This window comes from Sulfurisphaera ohwakuensis, from assembly GCF_009729055.1.
Taxonomy (GTDB): domain Archaea; phylum Thermoproteota; class Thermoprotei_A; order Sulfolobales; family Sulfolobaceae; genus Sulfurisphaera; species Sulfurisphaera ohwakuensis.
In genome coordinates this window covers 1,011,229-1,029,214 of the sequence record NZ_CP045484.1, presented here as the reverse complement: position 1 = coordinate 1,029,214, position 17,986 = coordinate 1,011,229, and the positions used below count along the sequence as shown (strand labels likewise).

The 17,986-nt window shown below is 33.2% G+C and carries 20 protein-coding genes; 5 read left to right on the top strand and 15 right to left on the bottom strand.

Annotation, left to right across the window (positions count from 1 at the left end; translation table 11 throughout):
- Nucleotides 1-248 precede the first annotated feature (248 nt).
- The gene (locus D1869_RS05810) at nt 249-689 is read left to right on the top strand and encodes a globin domain-containing protein (RefSeq protein WP_156014315.1); all 441 of its coding nucleotides are present in this window, start codon (nt 249-251) and stop codon (nt 687-689) included.
- Here the strand turns inward: D1869_RS05810 and D1869_RS05805 are convergent.
- Nucleotides 681-881: a hypothetical protein gene (locus tag D1869_RS05805; protein WP_156014314.1), complete on the bottom strand. Its 201-nt coding sequence runs from the start codon at nt 879-881 to the stop codon at nt 681-683. The two genes, D1869_RS05810 and D1869_RS05805, sit on opposite strands and share 9 nt — an antisense overlap.
- Nucleotides 882-1,249: 368 nt before the next feature.
- A complete protein-coding gene (locus tag D1869_RS05800; RefSeq protein ID WP_231113750.1) occupies nt 1,250-2,380 on the bottom strand; it encodes an arginine deiminase family protein in 1,131 nt (376 codons plus the stop codon).
- 338 nt (nt 2,381-2,718) lie between these two features.
- Here D1869_RS05800 and D1869_RS05795 point away from each other — a divergent pair, with 338 nt between their 5' ends.
- Complete coding sequence (locus tag D1869_RS05795; protein WP_221267158.1) at nt 2,719-4,299, top strand: APC family permease; 1,581 nt, start codon at nt 2,719-2,721, stop codon at nt 4,297-4,299.
- 41 nt (nt 4,300-4,340) lie between these two features.
- Here the strand turns inward: D1869_RS05795 and D1869_RS05790 are convergent, their stop codons facing one another.
- Nucleotides 4,341-4,592 carry a hypothetical protein gene (locus D1869_RS05790; RefSeq protein ID WP_156014312.1) on the bottom strand — a complete coding sequence of 84 codons (252 nt, stop codon included), beginning with the start codon at nt 4,590-4,592 and terminating at the stop codon, nt 4,341-4,343.
- A gap of 657 nt (nt 4,593-5,249) precedes the next feature.
- Between D1869_RS05790 and D1869_RS05785 the strand changes: the two genes are divergently transcribed.
- Complete coding sequence (locus D1869_RS05785) at nt 5,250-6,521, top strand: RNA-guided endonuclease InsQ/TnpB family protein (protein WP_156014311.1); 1,272 nt, start codon at nt 5,250-5,252, stop codon at nt 6,519-6,521.
- A 103-nt stretch (nt 6,522-6,624) separates the two neighbouring features.
- Nucleotides 6,625-7,668, top strand: a complete 1,044-nt coding sequence (locus D1869_RS05780; protein WP_156015894.1) for an ISH3 family transposase — start codon at nt 6,625-6,627, stop codon at nt 7,666-7,668.
- Nucleotides 7,669-7,822: 154 nt separating this feature from the next.
- Here D1869_RS05780 and D1869_RS05775 read toward each other — a convergent pair whose 3' ends face one another.
- The 10 genes from D1869_RS05775 to D1869_RS05740 all read right to left on the bottom strand — a co-directional run bounded on the left by D1869_RS05775 (nt 7,823) and on the right by D1869_RS05740 (nt 13,540).
- Nucleotides 7,823-8,218 (bottom strand): type II toxin-antitoxin system VapC family toxin, encoded by a 396-nt coding sequence (locus D1869_RS05775; protein WP_156014310.1) that lies wholly within the window; start codon nt 8,216-8,218, stop codon nt 7,823-7,825.
- A complete protein-coding gene (vapB, locus tag D1869_RS05770) occupies nt 8,205-8,429 on the bottom strand; it encodes a type II toxin-antitoxin system VapB family antitoxin (RefSeq protein ID WP_156014309.1) in 225 nt (74 codons plus the stop codon). The genes D1869_RS05775 and vapB overlap by 14 nt, the downstream gene beginning before the upstream one ends.
- Nucleotides 8,430-8,919: 490 nt before the next feature.
- Nucleotides 8,920-9,450, bottom strand: a complete 531-nt coding sequence (locus D1869_RS05765) for a hypothetical protein (protein WP_156014308.1) — start codon at nt 9,448-9,450, stop codon at nt 8,920-8,922.
- A 121-nt stretch (nt 9,451-9,571) separates the two neighbouring features.
- Nucleotides 9,572-10,372: an ATP-binding cassette domain-containing protein gene (locus tag D1869_RS05760; protein ID WP_156014307.1), complete on the bottom strand. Its 801-nt coding sequence runs from the start codon at nt 10,370-10,372 to the stop codon at nt 9,572-9,574.
- Nucleotides 10,373-10,375: 3 nt separating this feature from the next.
- The gene (locus D1869_RS05755; protein WP_156014306.1) at nt 10,376-10,615 is read right to left on the bottom strand and encodes a hypothetical protein; all 240 of its coding nucleotides are present in this window, start codon (nt 10,613-10,615) and stop codon (nt 10,376-10,378) included.
- Nucleotides 10,616-10,779: 164 nt separating this feature from the next.
- Nucleotides 10,780-11,217 (bottom strand): hypothetical protein, encoded by a 438-nt coding sequence (locus D1869_RS05750; RefSeq protein ID WP_156014305.1) that lies wholly within the window; start codon nt 11,215-11,217, stop codon nt 10,780-10,782.
- A 267-nt stretch (nt 11,218-11,484) separates the two neighbouring features.
- Nucleotides 11,485-11,739 carry a hypothetical protein gene (locus D1869_RS15410; RefSeq protein ID WP_231113748.1) on the bottom strand — a complete coding sequence of 85 codons (255 nt, stop codon included), beginning with the start codon at nt 11,737-11,739 and terminating at the stop codon, nt 11,485-11,487.
- A 62-nt stretch (nt 11,740-11,801) separates the two neighbouring features.
- Complete coding sequence (locus tag D1869_RS15405; RefSeq protein WP_231113747.1) at nt 11,802-11,987, bottom strand: hypothetical protein; 186 nt, start codon at nt 11,985-11,987, stop codon at nt 11,802-11,804.
- 233 nt (nt 11,988-12,220) lie between these two features.
- Nucleotides 12,221-12,286: a hypothetical protein gene (locus tag D1869_RS15400; RefSeq protein ID WP_231113798.1), complete on the bottom strand. Its 66-nt coding sequence runs from the start codon at nt 12,284-12,286 to the stop codon at nt 12,221-12,223.
- Between the two features lie 315 nt (nt 12,287-12,601).
- Complete coding sequence (locus tag D1869_RS05740) at nt 12,602-13,540, bottom strand: DUF973 family protein (protein WP_156014304.1); 939 nt, start codon at nt 13,538-13,540, stop codon at nt 12,602-12,604.
- A gap of 187 nt (nt 13,541-13,727) precedes the next feature.
- On the opposite strand from D1869_RS05740, the gene D1869_RS05735 reads away from it, so the two are divergent.
- Nucleotides 13,728-15,569, top strand: coding sequence for a helicase HerA domain-containing protein (locus D1869_RS05735; protein WP_156014303.1), 1,842 nt, complete (start codon nt 13,728-13,730; stop codon nt 15,567-15,569).
- Here D1869_RS05735 and D1869_RS05730 read toward each other — a convergent pair.
- Together D1869_RS05730 and D1869_RS05725 are read right to left on the bottom strand one after the other, a co-directional pair.
- Nucleotides 15,517-16,671: a DNA double-strand break repair nuclease NurA gene (locus tag D1869_RS05730; protein WP_184651085.1), complete on the bottom strand. Its 1,155-nt coding sequence runs from the start codon at nt 16,669-16,671 to the stop codon at nt 15,517-15,519. The genes D1869_RS05735 and D1869_RS05730 overlap by 53 nt on opposite strands.
- A 37-nt stretch (nt 16,672-16,708) precedes the next feature.
- Nucleotides 16,709-17,962 carry a TM1812 family CRISPR-associated protein gene (locus D1869_RS05725; RefSeq protein ID WP_184651086.1) on the bottom strand — a complete coding sequence of 418 codons (1,254 nt, stop codon included), beginning with the start codon at nt 17,960-17,962 and terminating at the stop codon, nt 16,709-16,711.
- Nucleotides 17,963-17,986 lie beyond the last annotated feature (24 nt).

Sequence of the window (17,986 nt, the reverse complement as noted above, 5' to 3'; positions counted from 1 at the left end):
AAATTTTTAGTTATGCCTCACATAATCTAAAGAGATTTAGTGATCTCTTTATTTTCTTAAAATTAATAAAAATAATATCATATAAGACTCTTATATAAATTATAGCTATGTGATATTAAACATTTTTTAATGCAGTCTTGTTTTTAAGCTATTATACTGTGAATTAATAATGACAATTAAAAGAATTGAAACTGAAAAGAAGACAACATTTAATTAATTGTTTAATAAATATGAAATACGAGAGTAAAATGCAAGTTGGAATAAGAAGTGAGACTATAAAAATAGTTAAAAGTACACTACCTATACTAGAAACTAAAGGAGAAATAATAACTAAAAGAATGTATGAAATACTTTTCACCAAATACCCAGAAACTAAGGACTTATTCAAAAATGCTCCATCCAATCAACACCAGAAATTAGCAAACCTAATTTATTTGTATGCTGTCAACATAGAAAATATAGCGAAGATTGATAAGATATTAGACGTAGTAGCTAAAAGTCATGTAAAAGCGGGTGTAAAACCAGAACACTATCCATTAGTTGGGGAATCGTTATTACAAGCAATAAAAGAAATACTAAACCCACCAGAAAATGTGTTAAAAGCCTGGGAAGAAGCTTATAATAATTTAGCAAATGTATTAATAGAAAAAGAAAAAAGATTATATAGCCAATTAGATAATTCAATCTAATCTTACTCTGGTGGTATTTCCTTGAATGTTAAAGATAAATCTTTTTTTCTCGTACTCTTTTATAATTTCGTAGAGTATAAGAGCAACTATTGGTACTCCAATAATTATTCCTAGATTTAATATTAGAAGGGAGGCAAACTGAGTAGAGGCTATTTCGCAATATATTAAAAAGAATTCTAGCAAAATACGCATTACTGCAGAAATTATCCTAGGAAATTAGAAGTTAATTAAATAAAAAGATAGACTACAACTTTAAAAAGTAAGATTAGTATTATTTTATTAATATTAGCATATGATATTGTCACAAATAATTGCTACCATTAGTGTTTTTGGGTTTGTTTTTGTTATTTCATATATCTTAGCTAGAAGAATGAAAAAACCTAAAAAATAGTTTATACCTTTACTTATTTTTTATAGTAGTAGATTTTCGTGTACGATATATATATTTATAAAATATATGTTGTAAAAATGTAAAGTTATAAACGACAAATTTTAAAAATAATCTTTTCTTTTCAGCCCTTATATTAATCCTTTTTCATTATATTTTTTCAATTTTTATTTCAGTTCTTTTCAATTGGTAGAGTCATGCATCTAGGTCCGCTTCTTTCTCCTCCTTCCTTTATTATTTCATTTCCTTTAAAAGTTATTACTTTTATTCCAGCTTCTTCCATAAGTTTATTAGTAATTCTATTATGCTCATATGCTATTATCTTACTTTTATCTATAACTATTATATTACTCGCCAGTAACCAATGCTCTCTTTCTTCAGAGAAATATTCAGCGTTTCCTATGTTAATTACTCTTAAATCCTTAGATAGATAGTCTTTAAGTACTTCCCTTAAAGGTCTTTGATCCCTTACTATGTCCTTCCCTTTATAAATATAAACTTTCATGTTATCTAGCAATGACTTATAATAGACTATGACATCTTTTGAGGGTATTCCAAATACAGTATCTAAATGCCCTATTCCCTTGTTTGGATGTAATTCTGGTGTTTCAAGTTTTACAAGTATTGCTTCATCAATTTCTCCCAATTCGATTAATTTAGGTACAACAGAACTTACTCCTATTCCACTGCTTCTTGTCCCAAATCCCATTACTAGTTTTCCGTCAAGAGGGAAGAAATCTCCGCCTTCAAAATAACCGTTCCTAACTTCTAATACGTTTTCTGGTTTTAAGATTTCCTTAAATACTAAGGGTTCATCTCTTCTCGATTCCCATCTCATCTTTCCCATAATATAAGTTTTCCCTATAACCATTCCTGGATCTCTCGTAAACATTACGTTAACCAATGGTTTGACACAGAATTCTTCGCTTTCAGTTAATAGTAAGTTTGCACCTAATTCTCTTGCTTCTTGTGCGGATAAACCAGAGATAAGTATATCCGCTAGTTTTTCCCTATCAAGGCTATCTAAGTTTAATTTACATTCACTTCTCTGTAAAACTAATTTTTCTAAAGTCTCTCTATTTAATTTCTTTATTTCATCCCTTAAATTTACTACTTCTACTCCATTATCCTTAAGTTTTTTTATAAATTCGTCATGTTCAGCCTTTAATTCCACTGGATCTGGAATTTCAGCATATTGTAGTTCATATATTGTTTTTGGTGTTAATTTGTATTTTTCACCCCCTGGAGATGCTACAACAACTTTTTTGAGGGGGCTGTATTCTGCTTTAACATTAACCAGCATAAACATGAATCCTCATAATGTCTTTAAAAATATTTAATGAAATATGCTAAAAAGTTACGTAAGATATGCTTAACTATTTTTAGTAATTTTTAAACAATGTTTAGGACTCTTCATTTCTATATATTTAGAACGTATAATATACACTGATCTTATGTTAATTTGTAAGGTTAATTTATAATTATATTTTATTTTTAAAGTTGAAAGTAAACATTTACGTAAAAAGCAGATTAAGGATTCAAGGTAAAAATAAAAGATGTTTAAAAATTGGTTTTTATAAATTGAAACTTTTTGTGAAAAACCAATTTATATTTATAAGAGATTTAAACCTCTATTTACTCATGGCTGTAGATAAAAAAAGTGATAAAAAAGAAGTAAAAAGTCTACTTTTTGCAAGAGAATCTTCAGGTTTAGTAAGAGAAATAAATTGGTTAACCGCTATGTTTATTAGTATGGGTTTTATAGCTTTTTATGTCTTACCAATATCTTATTTAACCGGTCTTTCTGTATCTCCTAACGGTTTAATAGTTTTAGGAGCATTATTAAGTTGGATTGTATTACTACCACACTCTTATCTATGGACTAAAATTTCTGAAAAATATCAAAGATCTGCAGCAGACTATGTTTTTGCCAGTAGAGTTTTACCACCAGCGATAGGTGTAGGAGTAGGTTTAGTGTTTGGAATATCTCAAATGATTTTTGATGCAGCCATAGTTTATGATGGTGTTGGTCAGTTACAAACTGGATTTTCTGCATTGGCTGTTAATTTTGGTAATCCTTACGCATCTATTGCTTCTACTTTATCTAATCCTTATGTAATACTGCTAGTTGGTGCGTTAACATTTAGCACTGTAATTGCTATAAACATATTCTTACCTAAATATACGAATCATATAATGGGAGGGGTTACCGTAATTGCAATAATAACATTTATTTTAACTGGAGCTTTAATGCATTTTGTAACTCCTTCCGCAATAAATTCCGCCGGTTTTAATTACTCTTCTGTAGTCTCTTCTGCATCTAAGGCTGTACCACTGTTTGCAAACCCAATTCTTGCAACATTAGGGTTAATGGTATTCACGGCGTCTTTCTTACCATTTGTAAATGGTGCGACTTCTGTGGCTGGTGAAGTAAGAGGAGGTAGTAGATCCTTTAAGTTAGGAGTTTTTGGGGCTTTAGTAGTATCGGGTCTGCTAATAACTTACTTTATAGCATCCTCTGTTAGCTCTTTACAACCAGCGTTTTTTATAGGTGCTGGAGTGTTATCGTCTACATCTTCTTCTTACTCAGCATTATTAAATCCGATATTTGATACGGTTGTCGCATTTAAGAGTTTACCATTGGATTTATTTCTAGTAATAGGTTCTTACTTCTGGTACCTAGCTATAATGTTTGCTGTAGCATTATTTGTTTCAAGGTATTTTATGGCTATAGCGTTTGATAAAGCAATGCCAACTATAGTTTCTTATGTTAGCGAAAGATTTCACTCTCCAGTTGTTGCCCATCTAATTGATGAGGTAATAACTATAGGTAGTTTAGTAGCAATAACTGTAACACCATTAAGTGCGGTATTCTTCTACGGTATGGATACAGCTGATGCTATGGCATTACTTTTCGGATTTATTATAGTGATTATTGCTTCTATAGTAGCTAATATAAAAGGTAATGGGATGGAGTTAGGAAATAGAGGACTAATGCTTGTAATATCTGCAATTGATCTTGTTGTCATGAGTTTATACGGTTATATTTGGTTCGGAAATTCCACGGTGTATTTAGGAATAGTTATGAATCCAGAAACCTGGACTATAATAGCTTCTCCATTTATTGCAGGTATTGTAATTTATTACGTTATGAGATGGTATAGGCTAAGGAAAGAAGGTATTGATATAAAGTATACTTTCACTGAAATACCACCAGAATAGAAAAATAAAAAGAAAGAAAATAATTTTTTCTTAAACTAACTTTACATAATCTCAGTAGGACTACTATTTCTTCTTTCTCCTTTTATTGATGGTGCTTCAACTGTGAAACAAGCATCTTCTCCTTTGTTTTTATGAAATAATTGATGTTCTAATGCACCTGATGCTGGAACTAGCTGATTGCAAATTTTACATCTTAGCATTATTTCGGTTTCATATTGTGTTAACTTTACAGGCGACACTGATAAGTGTTCATCGATTATAGGTAATTTAATTGGTATATCTTTTTTGCTCATTAGAATATATATCAAATTGAGCGATTAAAAACTTTTTACTGCAATCATTTCTTCAATTTAAGTTATTAATTTTAAATAATAACTAATTAAATTGTACTTAATTGTAGTTTAAAAGGCAGACGATAGTTCTAAAGTTACATAACATGAAGGCAGTAGTTAAAGCATATTTTCTTACTATAAAAATTATAATATTAATTTATAAATTAATAAAAATTTTCAATTTAGCGAGAAAAGACTTTATTTCCTTCATTAGCATTTATAGGAAACTCCTTCGCTAAAGGGAATTACAGAAACAGTAATGACGTAAACATTTTAATTATATTCCCTGATATTGAGGATGAATGGGATAGGAGTGGAATTTTCGTGATCATGCATTAGGCTGTGAACGTGTGTGATCACTTTGAGATCCATGTTGTTACGGTTGAGGAGTATGGGAATTTGCATAAGAAGTTTATTAACGTGTGGGCGGAGATAACTTAAAGTTAGTTTAGATTAAAATGTTTCATTATACGTTAAATCCTATTGAGCTTACTCGAACCAAGGAATTGTTATAAAGTTTAGGGGTTCAAAGGGGGCGAAAAACCTCGCCTTTTAAGGCGGGGATGGATAGCCCCCTTTGTAGAAATATTTTTTAATCCACTCTCGAACATTTTATTAATGCCCAACGTAGGGTTCCGCTTTCGTGCATATGCTGACGATCAAACAATTAGGGCGTTAAAAGCCCAGTTGAGGTTAGCATGTGAGATGTACAACACCCTACGCTGGGCAGATATCTATTTCTACCAAAGGGACGGAAAGGGTCTTACACAAACGGAGTTAAGACAGCTCGCTCTAGATCTAAGAAAGCAAGATAAGGAGTACCAACAACTCTACTCACAAGTAGTACAGCAAATTGCCGATCGTTATTACGATGCTAGGGATAGGTTCTTCAAAGGTCTGGCACACTTTCCTAAGGAGAAGAAACCCCATAAGTACTACTCTCTTGTTTACCCACAAAGTGGATGGAAAATACTTGAGAGCAGGGAAATAAGGACTAAGAGTAGGAAGAATAAGAAGAAGCTGGTGTTATTGAGGTTATCAAATCTCGGCGTGTTTAAGGTCATTGTTCATAGGGACTTCCCGTTTGACAAAGTAAAGAGGGTGGTAGTTAAGCTAACACGTTCAGAGAGAGTATATGTCTCCTTCATGGTTGAAGGTGTTGAATTCTCTCAACTCCCAAAGACTGGTAAGGTAGTTGCAATAGATGTTGGGGTAGAGAAACTCCTAACCACGAGTGATGGATTCTATTTCCCTAACTTGAGACCTTATGAGAGGGCACTTGAGAAGATAAGGAAACTCCACAAGGTTCTCTCGAGGAAAGAGTTCTTGTCGAAAAATTGGTTTAAAGCAAAAGTGAAGTTGGCTAGGGCTTATGAACACTTGAAGAACTTGAGACAAGACCTCTATATGAAGTTGGGTAAGTGGTTTGCACAACATTATGATGTTGTAGTAATGGAGGATATAGATGTTAAACAACTGGTGGAGGAGTCAGAAAGGAAGTTGAGGATGAGGTTGCACGATGTTGCATTCCATGAGTTGAAGAGAATACTAGGATATCAGTTGGAAAAATATGGAAAGAAACTGTTGTTAATAAACCCAGCATATACTTCAAAGATGTGTGCCAAATGTGGGTATGTAAAGAAAGAGTTAACTTTGACTGACCGTGTGTTCAGCTGTCCTAAGTGTGGTTGGGTTACTGATCGTGACTATAACGCTTGCTTAAACATGTTGAAGAGATCGGGGTGGGAGCCATCCTTAGTGCCTGTGGAGCTCTACCCTCTACCCGTAGCGAAAAGCTACGGGCAAGGTGGGGCTATGAAGCAGGAAGCTCCGCCTTCACGGTACTCCCAAAATCATTTTACAAAAATAATTCTGATTGAACAATATTAAATTTGTTGAACATAACCAAGTTTATAACAACATCAAGAATTCAACAAATTGGGAAAAAAGGTTTAAAGCGAGGGAATCGGTATTACCATAAGGGCTCATGGTAATGCCAATTCCCTCATTAAACACTCAACAAATAGGGTATAAATTAATTTCCATGAGTAACTTCCAAGGGAGAAAGGGAGAGGAAGTTACAAAAACCTTGATCTCAGCATCATTACACAAAGATTCAGTGGAAAACGTTTCCAGAGCTTACAACGTATCACCACAAACGGTGAGGAATTACGTTGAAGAACAAGGGTTACAAGTAGCGGAAAAAACACTGGAACAAGTGAAACAAATCTCACTCGAAACACTTAAGGGCGTGAAGGAGATAGAACTATCAATAGATTGGACAACAATAACTTGGTACGGAAAACCTGTAGAAGGTTTGGGAAGCTCAGAAAAGGGATACTCGTGGAACTACGCAACAGCTACAACGAAATACGAAGGAAAAATCCTCATACTTGCTTTCATACCGCAAGTTAATGGGATGACAAAGGATGAGATTGTCAAGGTCTTGATTGAACAAGTGGTTGCAATGGGATTTAGGATTAAACTGATAACACTTGATGCAGGATTTTACACGGTTGAGGTGATAAAATTCATATCCCAGTTCAACTACATTATTGGAGTTCCCGTTGGTGATGTCAAGATCTACGAGGAGTTTGATGGTGAATATATTACGAATAGTAAGAGGCGTAGTAAGGATGAGCAGGTTAAGTTTAGGCTGATCGTGTATCGCAGGGAGAAGATCAAGAGGAAAAAGAAGAAGGTTGTTTACTTCGCTAGGGCTACAAATCTCGATTTACCCAAGAATAAGGTCTTGGAGTTATATAACAAGGTGAGGAATCCGATAGAAACGTCTTATAGGAGTGTTAAATCGTTCCTCCCCTTTACGTGTTCAACAAAGTTCATTTTCCGCATGTTAATCTTCTTACTTGCCGTGCTCGTTTACTCCTTGTACACGATCCTCAAGGATAACGTGAAAATGAGGACTTTCAAATCACTAATTTCAAAAATTATTGAAAATATATCTGAGGCAGAGATTTATTTAAATAAATCAGAGGAAACGCTTACTAATACTACAGGTTTATTTTTAAGGAGGTGATTTTGGGAGTACCGTTCAGGGCGGGGTAGCTCACCTAAACACAGAAAGCGTTAACACCAATGACTAAGAGTACTTAAATTCTTTGTTAACTCTTTAAATAAACTGTGATTTTATAATGTTTTCAATCCCGCGATTTCATCTCTGCAGATGCTCTTTAAATAAACTGTGATTTTATCCCTTCTTTCAGAGATGCATCATACTGTTTCTTGTCCGAAGTTATTAACTCCGTCTTCATGGATTTAGCTAAGGCTATAAATAAGGCATCGTAAACAGTTATTTTATATTCAGTAGCGATTTTAAATGCTTCAACTAGATATTCGTCTTGGTTTACTGTAATTATTGCTTCCTTTTTAAGCAAATCAGATAAAATTCTTATTGCTACGCTCTCATCCATTTCTTCCCTTATTACTTTCTTCCATAGGGCACTAGCGATTTCTTTAATTGCCAAATCCAGCGTTGCTACACCTTCAGAAATTATTTCAGTAACTTTTTCCCACCCTTTCTCTTTGGAGAAAAACTTAACTAGTGTTGATGAATCAATGACTTTCACGGTCCTCCCTCACCGTCCTTTCAGAGAACCCTTCTTCACTGGGTTTCACATCTTTAAGTAACTCAACCCACGAGTTAACGTATTCCTTAGCCTTAACTTTTAAGTATAATTCCTCTAAGAATTTCCTAACCTCCTGGTCAATATCAATCCCATGCTTTTCTAATTCCTCTTTTATTTCTTTTTTTATTCTAATACTAATAACTGTAGACATAATTGTCTATTGTACGTATACGGTAATAAAATTTTCCCTTGGGGGCAAAAGAGAGCTTACAATTCTTAAATCCAGCCTTAAAATATTTTAAGTCGTAGTCAAGCGTTGGATGGGTCTGGTTTCTTTTGCGAATTGTAATATTCTCATAGAGTTAGAATAATTGTATGAAGAAATAGCTGATTATATGCCATTATCTCCATTAAGTCCGTGGTATAAACTCCTTGGTCCCTCCAAGAGTTATTTAATCTAAAAATGAGAAAAATAAAGTGAATTCGCAAAAGAGCCTTGAAAGACCCTTTTGTAATTAAGTGAATTTAATTATAAGCAAAAGCATTTTATAACTTTTACTTTATTTAGTTATTCATATTAAATACGCATTGGACGCTCTCGCGAGAGATTCAGCTTATACTGGAATGTAGTTTCTTCGTTATCATTAGCTCGGATAATATTTCAGTAACAACTAGAAATTACCGGATCCAAATAACTTAGCTTAAGATATCAATTTTTCTGAGCTGAAATTCTTTCCTATTAAGATGGTTAATAGTACTGCTACTACAAGGAATACTATTCCAGAGTATAATAATATCTCCTCTACCTCCGTTTCTGAAGTTACTATTGTCGACGAGTATATGAGTACAAATAATAAACCTACACCAATATACGTTCCTAAGAGTGACCTAGAACTGCCAGTAACTCTCTGTAGATAGGCAAAATACATTGAAACTGGTACAACAATCCAAGATATTCCTATACTGTTAGTCAGTAATATGACGAAATACGCCAGATTGTGTATGAAAACCCCTAAAATGCCAGATATTAAAGCATCTATTGGCACTGATACCAATAAGTAAGACACTGCATAGATATAGAAAATCTTTTCTGGTTTAAATCCCTCCGCTACTAAAAACTCAAGAAGTCCGTTCTGTCTGTCGTCTATGAATAGCCCTACTGCTAAAGAAGAGAACATTATACCGAATAACGAAGGGGATATTAAAAAACTCGAGAGTATTATAGGACTCATTATTCTTATTTTGAATATATGCCATATAAATCAAGAAACAGAGCAGTTATCGATAATACTAAAAAGTATATGGTTATTGCCCTACTTCTGTTAACCATCCTTTTTATGAAAGTCGTGTAAATCATTTTAACAGATCCTCCAGAGGGTTCTTCATTTCTTTAATCTCATAAATTTGTATATTTTTACTTAACAACTCTTGTATTATTTGGTTAACTTTTGAAGGGTCGTCAACTGTAATAACAAAGTACTCGCCCTGGTACTCCCCGTTCAGTATTTTAGAGAGGTTTTGCGAAGCCCTTATCCCTATCTTATACTCCTTGAGCCTAATCTCGCTTATGGGCTTAAAGAACTTAAGCCTCCCTCCATCTATCACTAAGACGTGCTCCCCAATGTCCCTAGCTTCGTAGAGGTTGTGAGAAGTGTAAATTACGATTTTTGACTTAGACAGTGAAACTATCTCCTCCCTTATCTTTGACGCGGTAATAGGGTCTAGATTCTCGGTAGGTTCGTCAAAGAGGTAAATATCGTAATCCTTTAAGAAGATCTTTGCAATTGAAACCCTCTTCTTCTGCCCTTGAGATAAATCAACAATCTTCTTGTCCAGTAAGTCCTTTAAGTCAAATTTCTCGACCACGTTATCCACATCCCCACCTAAAATGCTAGAAAAGAATTCTAACGCCTCCTTTACCGTCATCTCGTTAGGTAATGCTAAGGAATGAGAGAGGTAAGCTATCGAACCTTCCTTTACAATTTTTCCTTTTATGGGCTTAAGAATTCCCGCAATAGTCCTTAGTAGAGTTGTCTTACCCGAACCGTTCCTACCTAGAACAATATAAACTCCACTTTCCCTAATTTCAAACGAAATGCCTTGTAGGACTATTTTTTTGCCATAGCCTGAACTGACGTCATAAAGGCCCAACATCTATTACCACCTATGTCTCCTTGGCATAAAAATTAAGGAAATTACAAAAATAAAAAAACCTATAATAGAGAGGGGTGGATTTGCAATTACTATTCCAACTACTATAAGTGCTATACCAAATGCTAATATAGGTATACCTATTTTTAAATTGGGATGAATTTTTCCTGAGTATACAATGATAATTACAGCTATGAGAAATATTGCAGGTAAAATTGTGTAAAATAAGATAGAAAAAAGGGACATTATTTATTCACTAGCAGAATATTTCACATGCGTCTGCTGCAGCTGCCTCAGCAAGGCATTTCTCACCGCACGTCATAGAGTCAGTAATTATCTTACAGGGTTGTCCATTGCATTGAACTTGTGTGCAGAAGTCCAGTACTAATTCACTTGCCTCAGGCATAGTATCACCCTATTCTTTCTATTTTTATAAAACTTAACCCTTCCTTTTTCATCTTGTCTGCTAGTTCTTCGACAGTCATTTTTAATCTGGGAATTCTATATCTGCAATCTAGCACTTTAATAATGGATTTAGCTCCATTAGTTATCATTATTGCTTTAATATCCAATTCTAAGTAATCTCCTTTATTAAGTACATTGGCAAATTTTTCTACGTTTACAATTAAGCCATTTTTTGATAAGTGTGGCACAATTACATAGTGTACTCCATTGCCTGCATCGATATCTATTTCATATCCTTCACTGTATGGCGTTTTTACGTATCCTACTGTTATCTCATCTAGGCTTCCATGCCTTTTCTCTAAGATTTGCACTTCACCTGGTGGCTTAGGGAGTTTATCGAGATTTTCCTCTATTACTTTCGTATGATCTATTATTTCAACCATTTTTGCTCCTACTAATAATTGTTTTTTTGTTAAATGTTACTCTTTAAGATTTTCAGTAATGATGTGAATGTTAGTAAAAATTATATAAAATAAGCCTTCGATATTATACAAAAAATCACTAGTGACCATCATAAAAACTAAATGAAGATCACAATAAAATTTATTAGATCTTACCCTAGACCTCAATTTCATCACCTCGAAAATAATTCAAAGGAATTAAAAATTGGATAAAATAGTTTAACTAAATATTCTTGGAAAATAGTAATATTATCTTGTAATAACAAGATAATTAATAGCAAGCGGAAGTCTTCTTTGCTCGTTGTCCTCTTGAGGAGTAAGTATAGTGTGTATATTAGCATTGTTAGGATAAAGATGAATAATCTGAATAACCAATTTCTTGATAGTGTGAAAATGAGGAATGATTTGATTATCTTTGTATGTTGTCTCTATTGGTGTCCTAACCTTATTATACCACTTTATAACAATTCTCCTATTCACGTCTAAGTTTGTTCCCTTTGCCAAGTATTTCTTTTCCCTACAGTGATGTACTATTAATCTTAGTGCTGTCTTCTTACCCCTTGATTTTACAGTATATTCTCCGTCAAAATTGTGATGTTTTCCACGGGTACTGCTATGATAAAGTTAAATCTTGACAAGTAGTTGATCACATCTACTGAGTAAAACCCGACATCTAGTACTGCTGGTTCTATTTCAAGGCCTAATGCCAAGATTTGTTCTATTAATTTTTCTACTATCTCTAATCTACTCACTCCTTTTTCTACGCGTGTGAATGCTAGTATTAGTATTTTTCCCTTTACTCTCGTTATTTCGTAATTTCATGCGTAACCGTGTTCTGATCCGCTTAGTCCTTCTACTGGTTTTCCCTTGTATGTCCAATCTATTGATATTCTTACACTCTTTTTACCACCCAATTCCTTAATTGAGATCATATCTTGATCATGTCTAGCATTTGTTCAATTTGGTTGTTCTTCCACGTAATTCCTCACTGTTTGTGGTGATATTCCTTAGACTTGTTTTCTACTGAATCCCTAATAAGTGCTGCTGTTATAAGTGTTCTCTTTACTTCTTCAGCCTTGAAGTTTATGATGGAAGATGATTTTTCCTTAATTTATGCATGCTTTTGGGTGGATGGAGTCCGGTATTATTCTCCCCAAGGTAATATTACTCCATTTCCTTAACTTTTTCTCTAATTACAAAATTTTCAGGATAATGGATAATTATTCTTTGAAATTATTTTTGTAAAATGAATTTGTGGTTTAAGGCCTACATTCTTATGTTACGTTTAAAATAATATAAAATATTTTACCTTTTAAAATCTCGTCATTAAGACTCGTATATATACGGTAATAATAAAAATAATAGCTTAGGGTTGGTAAACTATTGTTACTTTTATATTCATCATATTTCCTTGAGCGTTAATAGTTAAGTTGATTATGTATGTTGTTCCGGGCGTTAAATTGCTTATGTTCCCGAAGTAAGCCGTAATATTGTTATTCCCAGCTTGTAAAATGATTGGGTTAATATATGTTGCTTGTAGATTAGTTCCTTCAATAGAGGCTGAAACAATTGTTGTTTGTGTTGTTGTATATAATGTAAATTGTGCATAGCCATCACTCCTTAAAACTCCTTGACCAACCTGGTAAATTTGAACAGCTTGTGTACTAGGCTGTGGTATAGGTGTTGTTGGAGGGTAATAAGTTTGCATTGGTGCTGATGTAGTTATGGGCAGATTATTTACTACTCTTCCAAGTCCAACATAAACTAGTATGTATCCAATAAAACCTAAAAGATCTGTGATTATTGATAGAACTACTAATATTCCTCCAACCTTAACTAAACCAGTATTATAAATCTCTCCGATTCTATAAAATCCTATACCAAGCAATATTTGACCTATTAGTGCTAATATGGCACCAATAAAAAGGATGGGTATACCAATGAAAACAATAGCTAGTAGAGCACCAATTACCATCAATATATATCCAACAAGTAGTAATGTAACACCAGTTCCGCCAATTCCAACATCTCTTCCCACAGCCTTTAATATATTAAAACCGCTTCTAATTCTTAGCAGTCCTACAATTCCAATTATAACTCCAATAATGATTAGCACAACTAATCCAATGAGGGTACCAACAATACCACTAGCAGCTCCGACAGCAGAACCAGAGAGGCCGGCAGTCAAAACTCCTGATGTTAAAAGTATTATGATTCCTATTCCAACTAGTAATGCAGTTATTATTTCGAATAGTACACCACTTCTTATTGATTTAACTCCTTCTAGTTCAGTTTGTCCACTCATATGAGAATAGTAACTGAAGTTATATTTATTTTTTCATAACAACAGTTATCGAATATATACAGATACTAGGAAATTAGTAGTTTTTATTTTTTCAGTAGCAATAGATCGTTAGTTTTAATTCATTTGAAATTGATATTGCGTTCTTACCATGAATAACTTAAATATTCTTTATTTCCATTATACTCTTATGGATGAGGAGTTATTAGTTCAAGAGTTGTCAAAGAAATTGGAAGAAGCTGATTCATTTGCTTTACAAAATAGTATTGATGGTAAGATTTTAGGCAGAGTTACCAGATTTGAGACTATAAGATTAGGCGAGAAAAGTTATATAGGAATTGACCTAGCATTTCTAGATTATATGAACAGTAATGTTAGAAAAGGAGAGTATTTAGCAATAAGGACTATTATCTCGCCAGTAGTAGTTATTGGAGAAGTTGTATCCATTGAAAGAGCCGATATGCTTGCTGAATTTAACATTAGAGAATCATCATTTCCAAGGGATCCTACAACTATAATGACTCAAACTTTTCTTGAGCTTAAACCAATTTCTGAAATTGAAAACAACGTAAAAAGACCTGCAGTCACACCAATTGATCCACAATCGCCAGTTTTTAGACCAAAGGAAAGTTTATTACAAGATGCATTGGGGATTCCACGTGAAGGTATTAAAATTGGCAAGATCTTCTCTGGTGGTAAAGAAATAGATGCATATATAAATCTAGATGAAGAAAGCTTAGTTCATCATATCTTAATTATAGGTACCACAGGTTCTGGAAAGACTACTCTGTTAAAGACTATATTATCTCAGAATGTGAATGCTGTATTTTTTGATAGACAAGGGGATTTTGTAAGGCATTTAATATCTAGGGGTGAGGAGTTCTCTGTTATTATGCCCAGTGTCATAATGATGGTTAATGATGTTCCATCAAGTAGGGCTAGTCTAGAGTTGGGAACTCAGTTTGCTGAAAGATACGGTTGTGCTATGCCAGTTTCTGGAGATATTAGAGATAATGAGATTCTTTTAGAATGTGAGAAGTCAATAGTTCATTTAATACCTTATTCGATTAATTTTACTAAAGTTATTGACTATATGCATAAATTAACCCCTTATATGTCGCCAATGGCTAGGGTATTTTGGCCTGTAATTATGAATAATTTTAAGAAAGGAATTGATAAGATTGCAGAAAATATATCTCACGACCTATCTTTACCGAAGGAGAAAATTGAATCGGAGATTTTTAAGCTCCTTACCCCATCCTCATTACTTAATGATGATGTGAAACTACAATTCCAAAAGAAGGGGAAAAGTTCAACATATTATAGCTATGCTGACGATTATATTGCAATTTACACAAGTAGGTTATTTAGACATATTATGGGTGAAGATAAAAATGCAATAACGTCTTTGAAACAATTAGATAAAAACTTATCACCTCTAGATTTAGCTTTTCAAACTCAGGATGCAATAATAAGAGCATTAAGGAGTGTAAGCGAATTTGGGATCTTTAATGTTAACGGTACTTTCGATTTGGACTTTCAAAGACTGAAAAAGAAAGCTGTTGTTGACTTAAGTTGGATTTTAGATTACACAGCATCAGTGGAAGCAATAGCAATGGTTGCTTATTCTATTCTTTCGGACTTTTACTCATATAAGGATGAATTATACAAAAAGAAGGAGAGAGACAATTCACTAACAATTTTAGCTTTAGATGAAGCTCATGAATACTTCCCACAAACTAGGGATGAGGAGTCAAAATCTATCATAGAGGGACTATTAAATAGGCTAATGAGGTTAGGAAGGGTTAGAAAAATATCTGTTATTCTAGCAACTCATATGCCAGACGATTTAAATCCATTAGTACTCCAATTATCTAATACAAAAATTGTAATGAGAAATGAGGAAAATGTTTTAGAAAAATTAGGCTTTGAAGACTACGCTGATATTCTCTTAACTGCACCAGCTGGTTTAGGTGTAATTAGGTCAATAAAGTTCTCTGATGTTGTAATAAAGACTCTGAAAGAGATCTAACCTCATTATAATACGTTAGTTTGTCATCATGAACTACGCTGATTATTCTGCTTAAAATCTGGTAAGCTGTAATGAAGAGTGAAGCTGAGACCCTTTTGCTTAAATTGTCAGCAATCTCTATATAAGTAGGAATTAATCTCTCACTAATTCTATTTACAATATGTGGTGTTAATTCTTCCAGCGAATTTAAGGATAAAGATTCAATTCTGCAATAACTGCTCATCCCTATAGGGTTTGTCAAAACTAAATAGTAAGCATAACGAGTTGGTGCATCGAAATATTTTGAATTAAACTCTATTTTAAACGGGCCTAATAATCCTTGTTTAAACCCCGTTTTAATTCTTATTTGGTTTAGTATTTCAGCATCATTTATTGGATAGCGTATTCCTAAAAGTTGTTTTACTTTATCTACTTTGTAAAGTTTTTGTGAGGTCTCAAGTCTTTTTACGACACCTACAACATTATTTCTAAGTATAGCGATTCTATCTTTTGTTAATTGTAAGTAAGCTTCTTGATGTCTTTTTCTTCCTTCAGATTGTAATTCTAATTCACTTAATTCTAATGGCGTGGGGAACAATGGCCCATCAACTATTACTAGGTCGTGGGTATCTCTATTCTCTTTCAGCCCAGCATTCTCAGCTTCTAATCTTAATTCATCAGCTATATCATCTATCCTATAGTCCTCAGTAAAGTATTTATTAACGTAATTTTTTACTCTTACACCACTCTCTGGATTAAATTCCTTTAGTAAGTCTTCAAAAGTCCCTATTGCCATAAAATTAATGTCAATATCAAATGGGCCTACTTTAATTCCTTTAATATTACTATATACTCCTAGACCAACAAATACCATATTTACTGAAGGATCTCTTAAATACCTAGAGGACGAATCTATGGAAGCAATACTAATGTTTTCCTTTTTTTCCTCTATCTTGTGAAAAATGTTTTCGTTGACATTTGATACCGTTGTTTCAGCCTCAAATAATGGGTGATCGGGATTTCCAGAAATATCTACTACTCCAGTGATCTTTCCCTTAATAATACTAATCTGTTTTCCGATTTTTTCTACCTTTTTCTTAATCTCATAAGCTGAACTTGGCACAAAATAGGTTTTGATTAAAAATATTTAAACTGCTTCATTACTCTTTTCCTATATTTTTCACCCAACTTAAAATTTCATCAATACAGTTCTCAGCATATTTAACCACTATTTTCCCTTCTTTTACCATGATTTTGGTGAATTTTCTCCCTAAGCCTGCGTGTGAATACATTTCATCCTCATTAACGTCACACTCTTCTTTCTCATCTTCAGAAACTTTTCCTTTCATCCAATCTATAACTCGAGCATTTCCTACTCTTATTAAATAGTCTAATAAATGTTCTTCTTCATCTTTCATTAACTTGCTAAAATCTTTTAAAATTTCTATTTCTCTTACGATAAGTTTTCTTTGCGGATCTTCAAATAATTCGAGTAGTTTTTCTAAAGACTCAAGACTTATCTCACTTTCTTCAGCTATTTTCTTATAAGAATTAACGAAATGATATCCTATGAAGTAATATGGCGCTGTTTCATGAGCTTCAAAATTAGTTACAATCTCGTATTTTTCTCCTTTATTTACTTTCATAGAGTTTATAATCATCTTTTCAAATTCATCTGGAGGAACTAATTTATTTGCATTCTTAAGCAAATAAATTAAAATTAGAGGGAAGCCTAGTTCTAATGATTTTCCTATACCATAGATTTCAGATTTCCCTTGTGTACTAAATCCTTTTTCTTTTGAAAGTTTGATGTTAGTAGTTAAGTAATCATATATCCTTACTTTCTTGAAATCTTTAATAAATAGAGGTACCAATGTATTATCTATTCTAGCATATTGAATTAGTATAGAGTTTTTTCTATTAGTAGTAATAACATAATCATCTAAAGCTAACTGTGTTGCCGATATTGTATAATTCTGATAATATGAGAAAGTTCTACTTAAATCTAATAAAATAGCATCTGGGCTTTCCTTAAGCAAATCTTCATAGAGCTTAAGGTAAAATAAAAAATGGAAATTTCCTAATCCTTCATGATGAACGTGGTTTCCTATTGTTCCTTCTGAGGGTAAAATGTGAACATAATCTACTTTTACTCTATTTTTTACCTCTGCTTCAAGTCGTTGGACTAGTTGATTATAATCTGGTGGAGGATCTGATAAAATACGTGAAAGTGTTGTTGGCAGGAAGGCTACTATTTTAACGTCATTATTGTCTTTTAGGAATTCTGCTTCAGCCAATGTTTCATTTAGTCCTTCTTGTTCAACTGAAGTTCTTTCGCCTTTTTCATCAAACACAAAAAATTTTTCATTTGAAAAATTGATATCACTCCAAAATGTAACTATTAGTATTTTCACATACACATACTTGGCATAGAGGTA

What these genes read in the sequence shown, in the direction of transcription:
- D1869_RS05810 (WP_156014315.1), top strand. Translation starts at nt 249, where the DNA reads ATGCAAGTTGGAATAAGAAGTGAGACTATAAAAATAGTTAAAAGTACA.
- D1869_RS05805 (WP_156014314.1), bottom strand. Translation starts at nt 881, where the DNA reads ATGCGTATTTTGCTAGAATTCTTTTTAATATATTGCGAAATAGCCTCT.
- D1869_RS05800 (WP_231113750.1), bottom strand. Translation starts at nt 2,380, where the DNA reads ATGCTGGTTAATGTTAAAGCAGAATACAGCCCCCTCAAAAAAGTTGTT.
- D1869_RS05795 (WP_221267158.1), top strand. Translation starts at nt 2,719, where the DNA reads ATGGCTGTAGATAAAAAAAGTGATAAAAAAGAAGTAAAAAGTCTACTT.
- D1869_RS05790 (WP_156014312.1), bottom strand. Translation starts at nt 4,592, where the DNA reads ATGAGCAAAAAAGATATACCAATTAAATTACCTATAATCGATGAACAC.
- D1869_RS05785 (WP_156014311.1), top strand. Translation starts at nt 5,250, where the DNA reads ATGCCCAACGTAGGGTTCCGCTTTCGTGCATATGCTGACGATCAAACA.
- D1869_RS05780 (WP_156015894.1), top strand. Translation starts at nt 6,625, where the DNA reads ATGCCAATTCCCTCATTAAACACTCAACAAATAGGGTATAAATTAATT.
- vapB (WP_156014309.1), bottom strand. Translation starts at nt 8,429, where the DNA reads ATGTCTACAGTTATTAGTATTAGAATAAAAAAAGAAATAAAAGAGGAA.
- D1869_RS05765 (WP_156014308.1), bottom strand. Translation starts at nt 9,450, where the DNA reads ATGAGTCCTATAATACTCTCGAGTTTTTTAATATCCCCTTCGTTATTC.
- D1869_RS05760 (WP_156014307.1), bottom strand. Translation starts at nt 10,372, where the DNA reads ATGTTGGGCCTTTATGACGTCAGTTCAGGCTATGGCAAAAAAATAGTC.
- D1869_RS05755 (WP_156014306.1), bottom strand. Translation starts at nt 10,615, where the DNA reads ATGTCCCTTTTTTCTATCTTATTTTACACAATTTTACCTGCAATATTT.
- D1869_RS05750 (WP_156014305.1), bottom strand. Translation starts at nt 11,217, where the DNA reads ATGGTTGAAATAATAGATCATACGAAAGTAATAGAGGAAAATCTCGAT.
- D1869_RS05740 (WP_156014304.1), bottom strand. Translation starts at nt 13,540, where the DNA reads ATGAGTGGACAAACTGAACTAGAAGGAGTTAAATCAATAAGAAGTGGT.
- D1869_RS05735 (WP_156014303.1), top strand. Translation starts at nt 13,728, where the DNA reads ATGGATGAGGAGTTATTAGTTCAAGAGTTGTCAAAGAAATTGGAAGAA.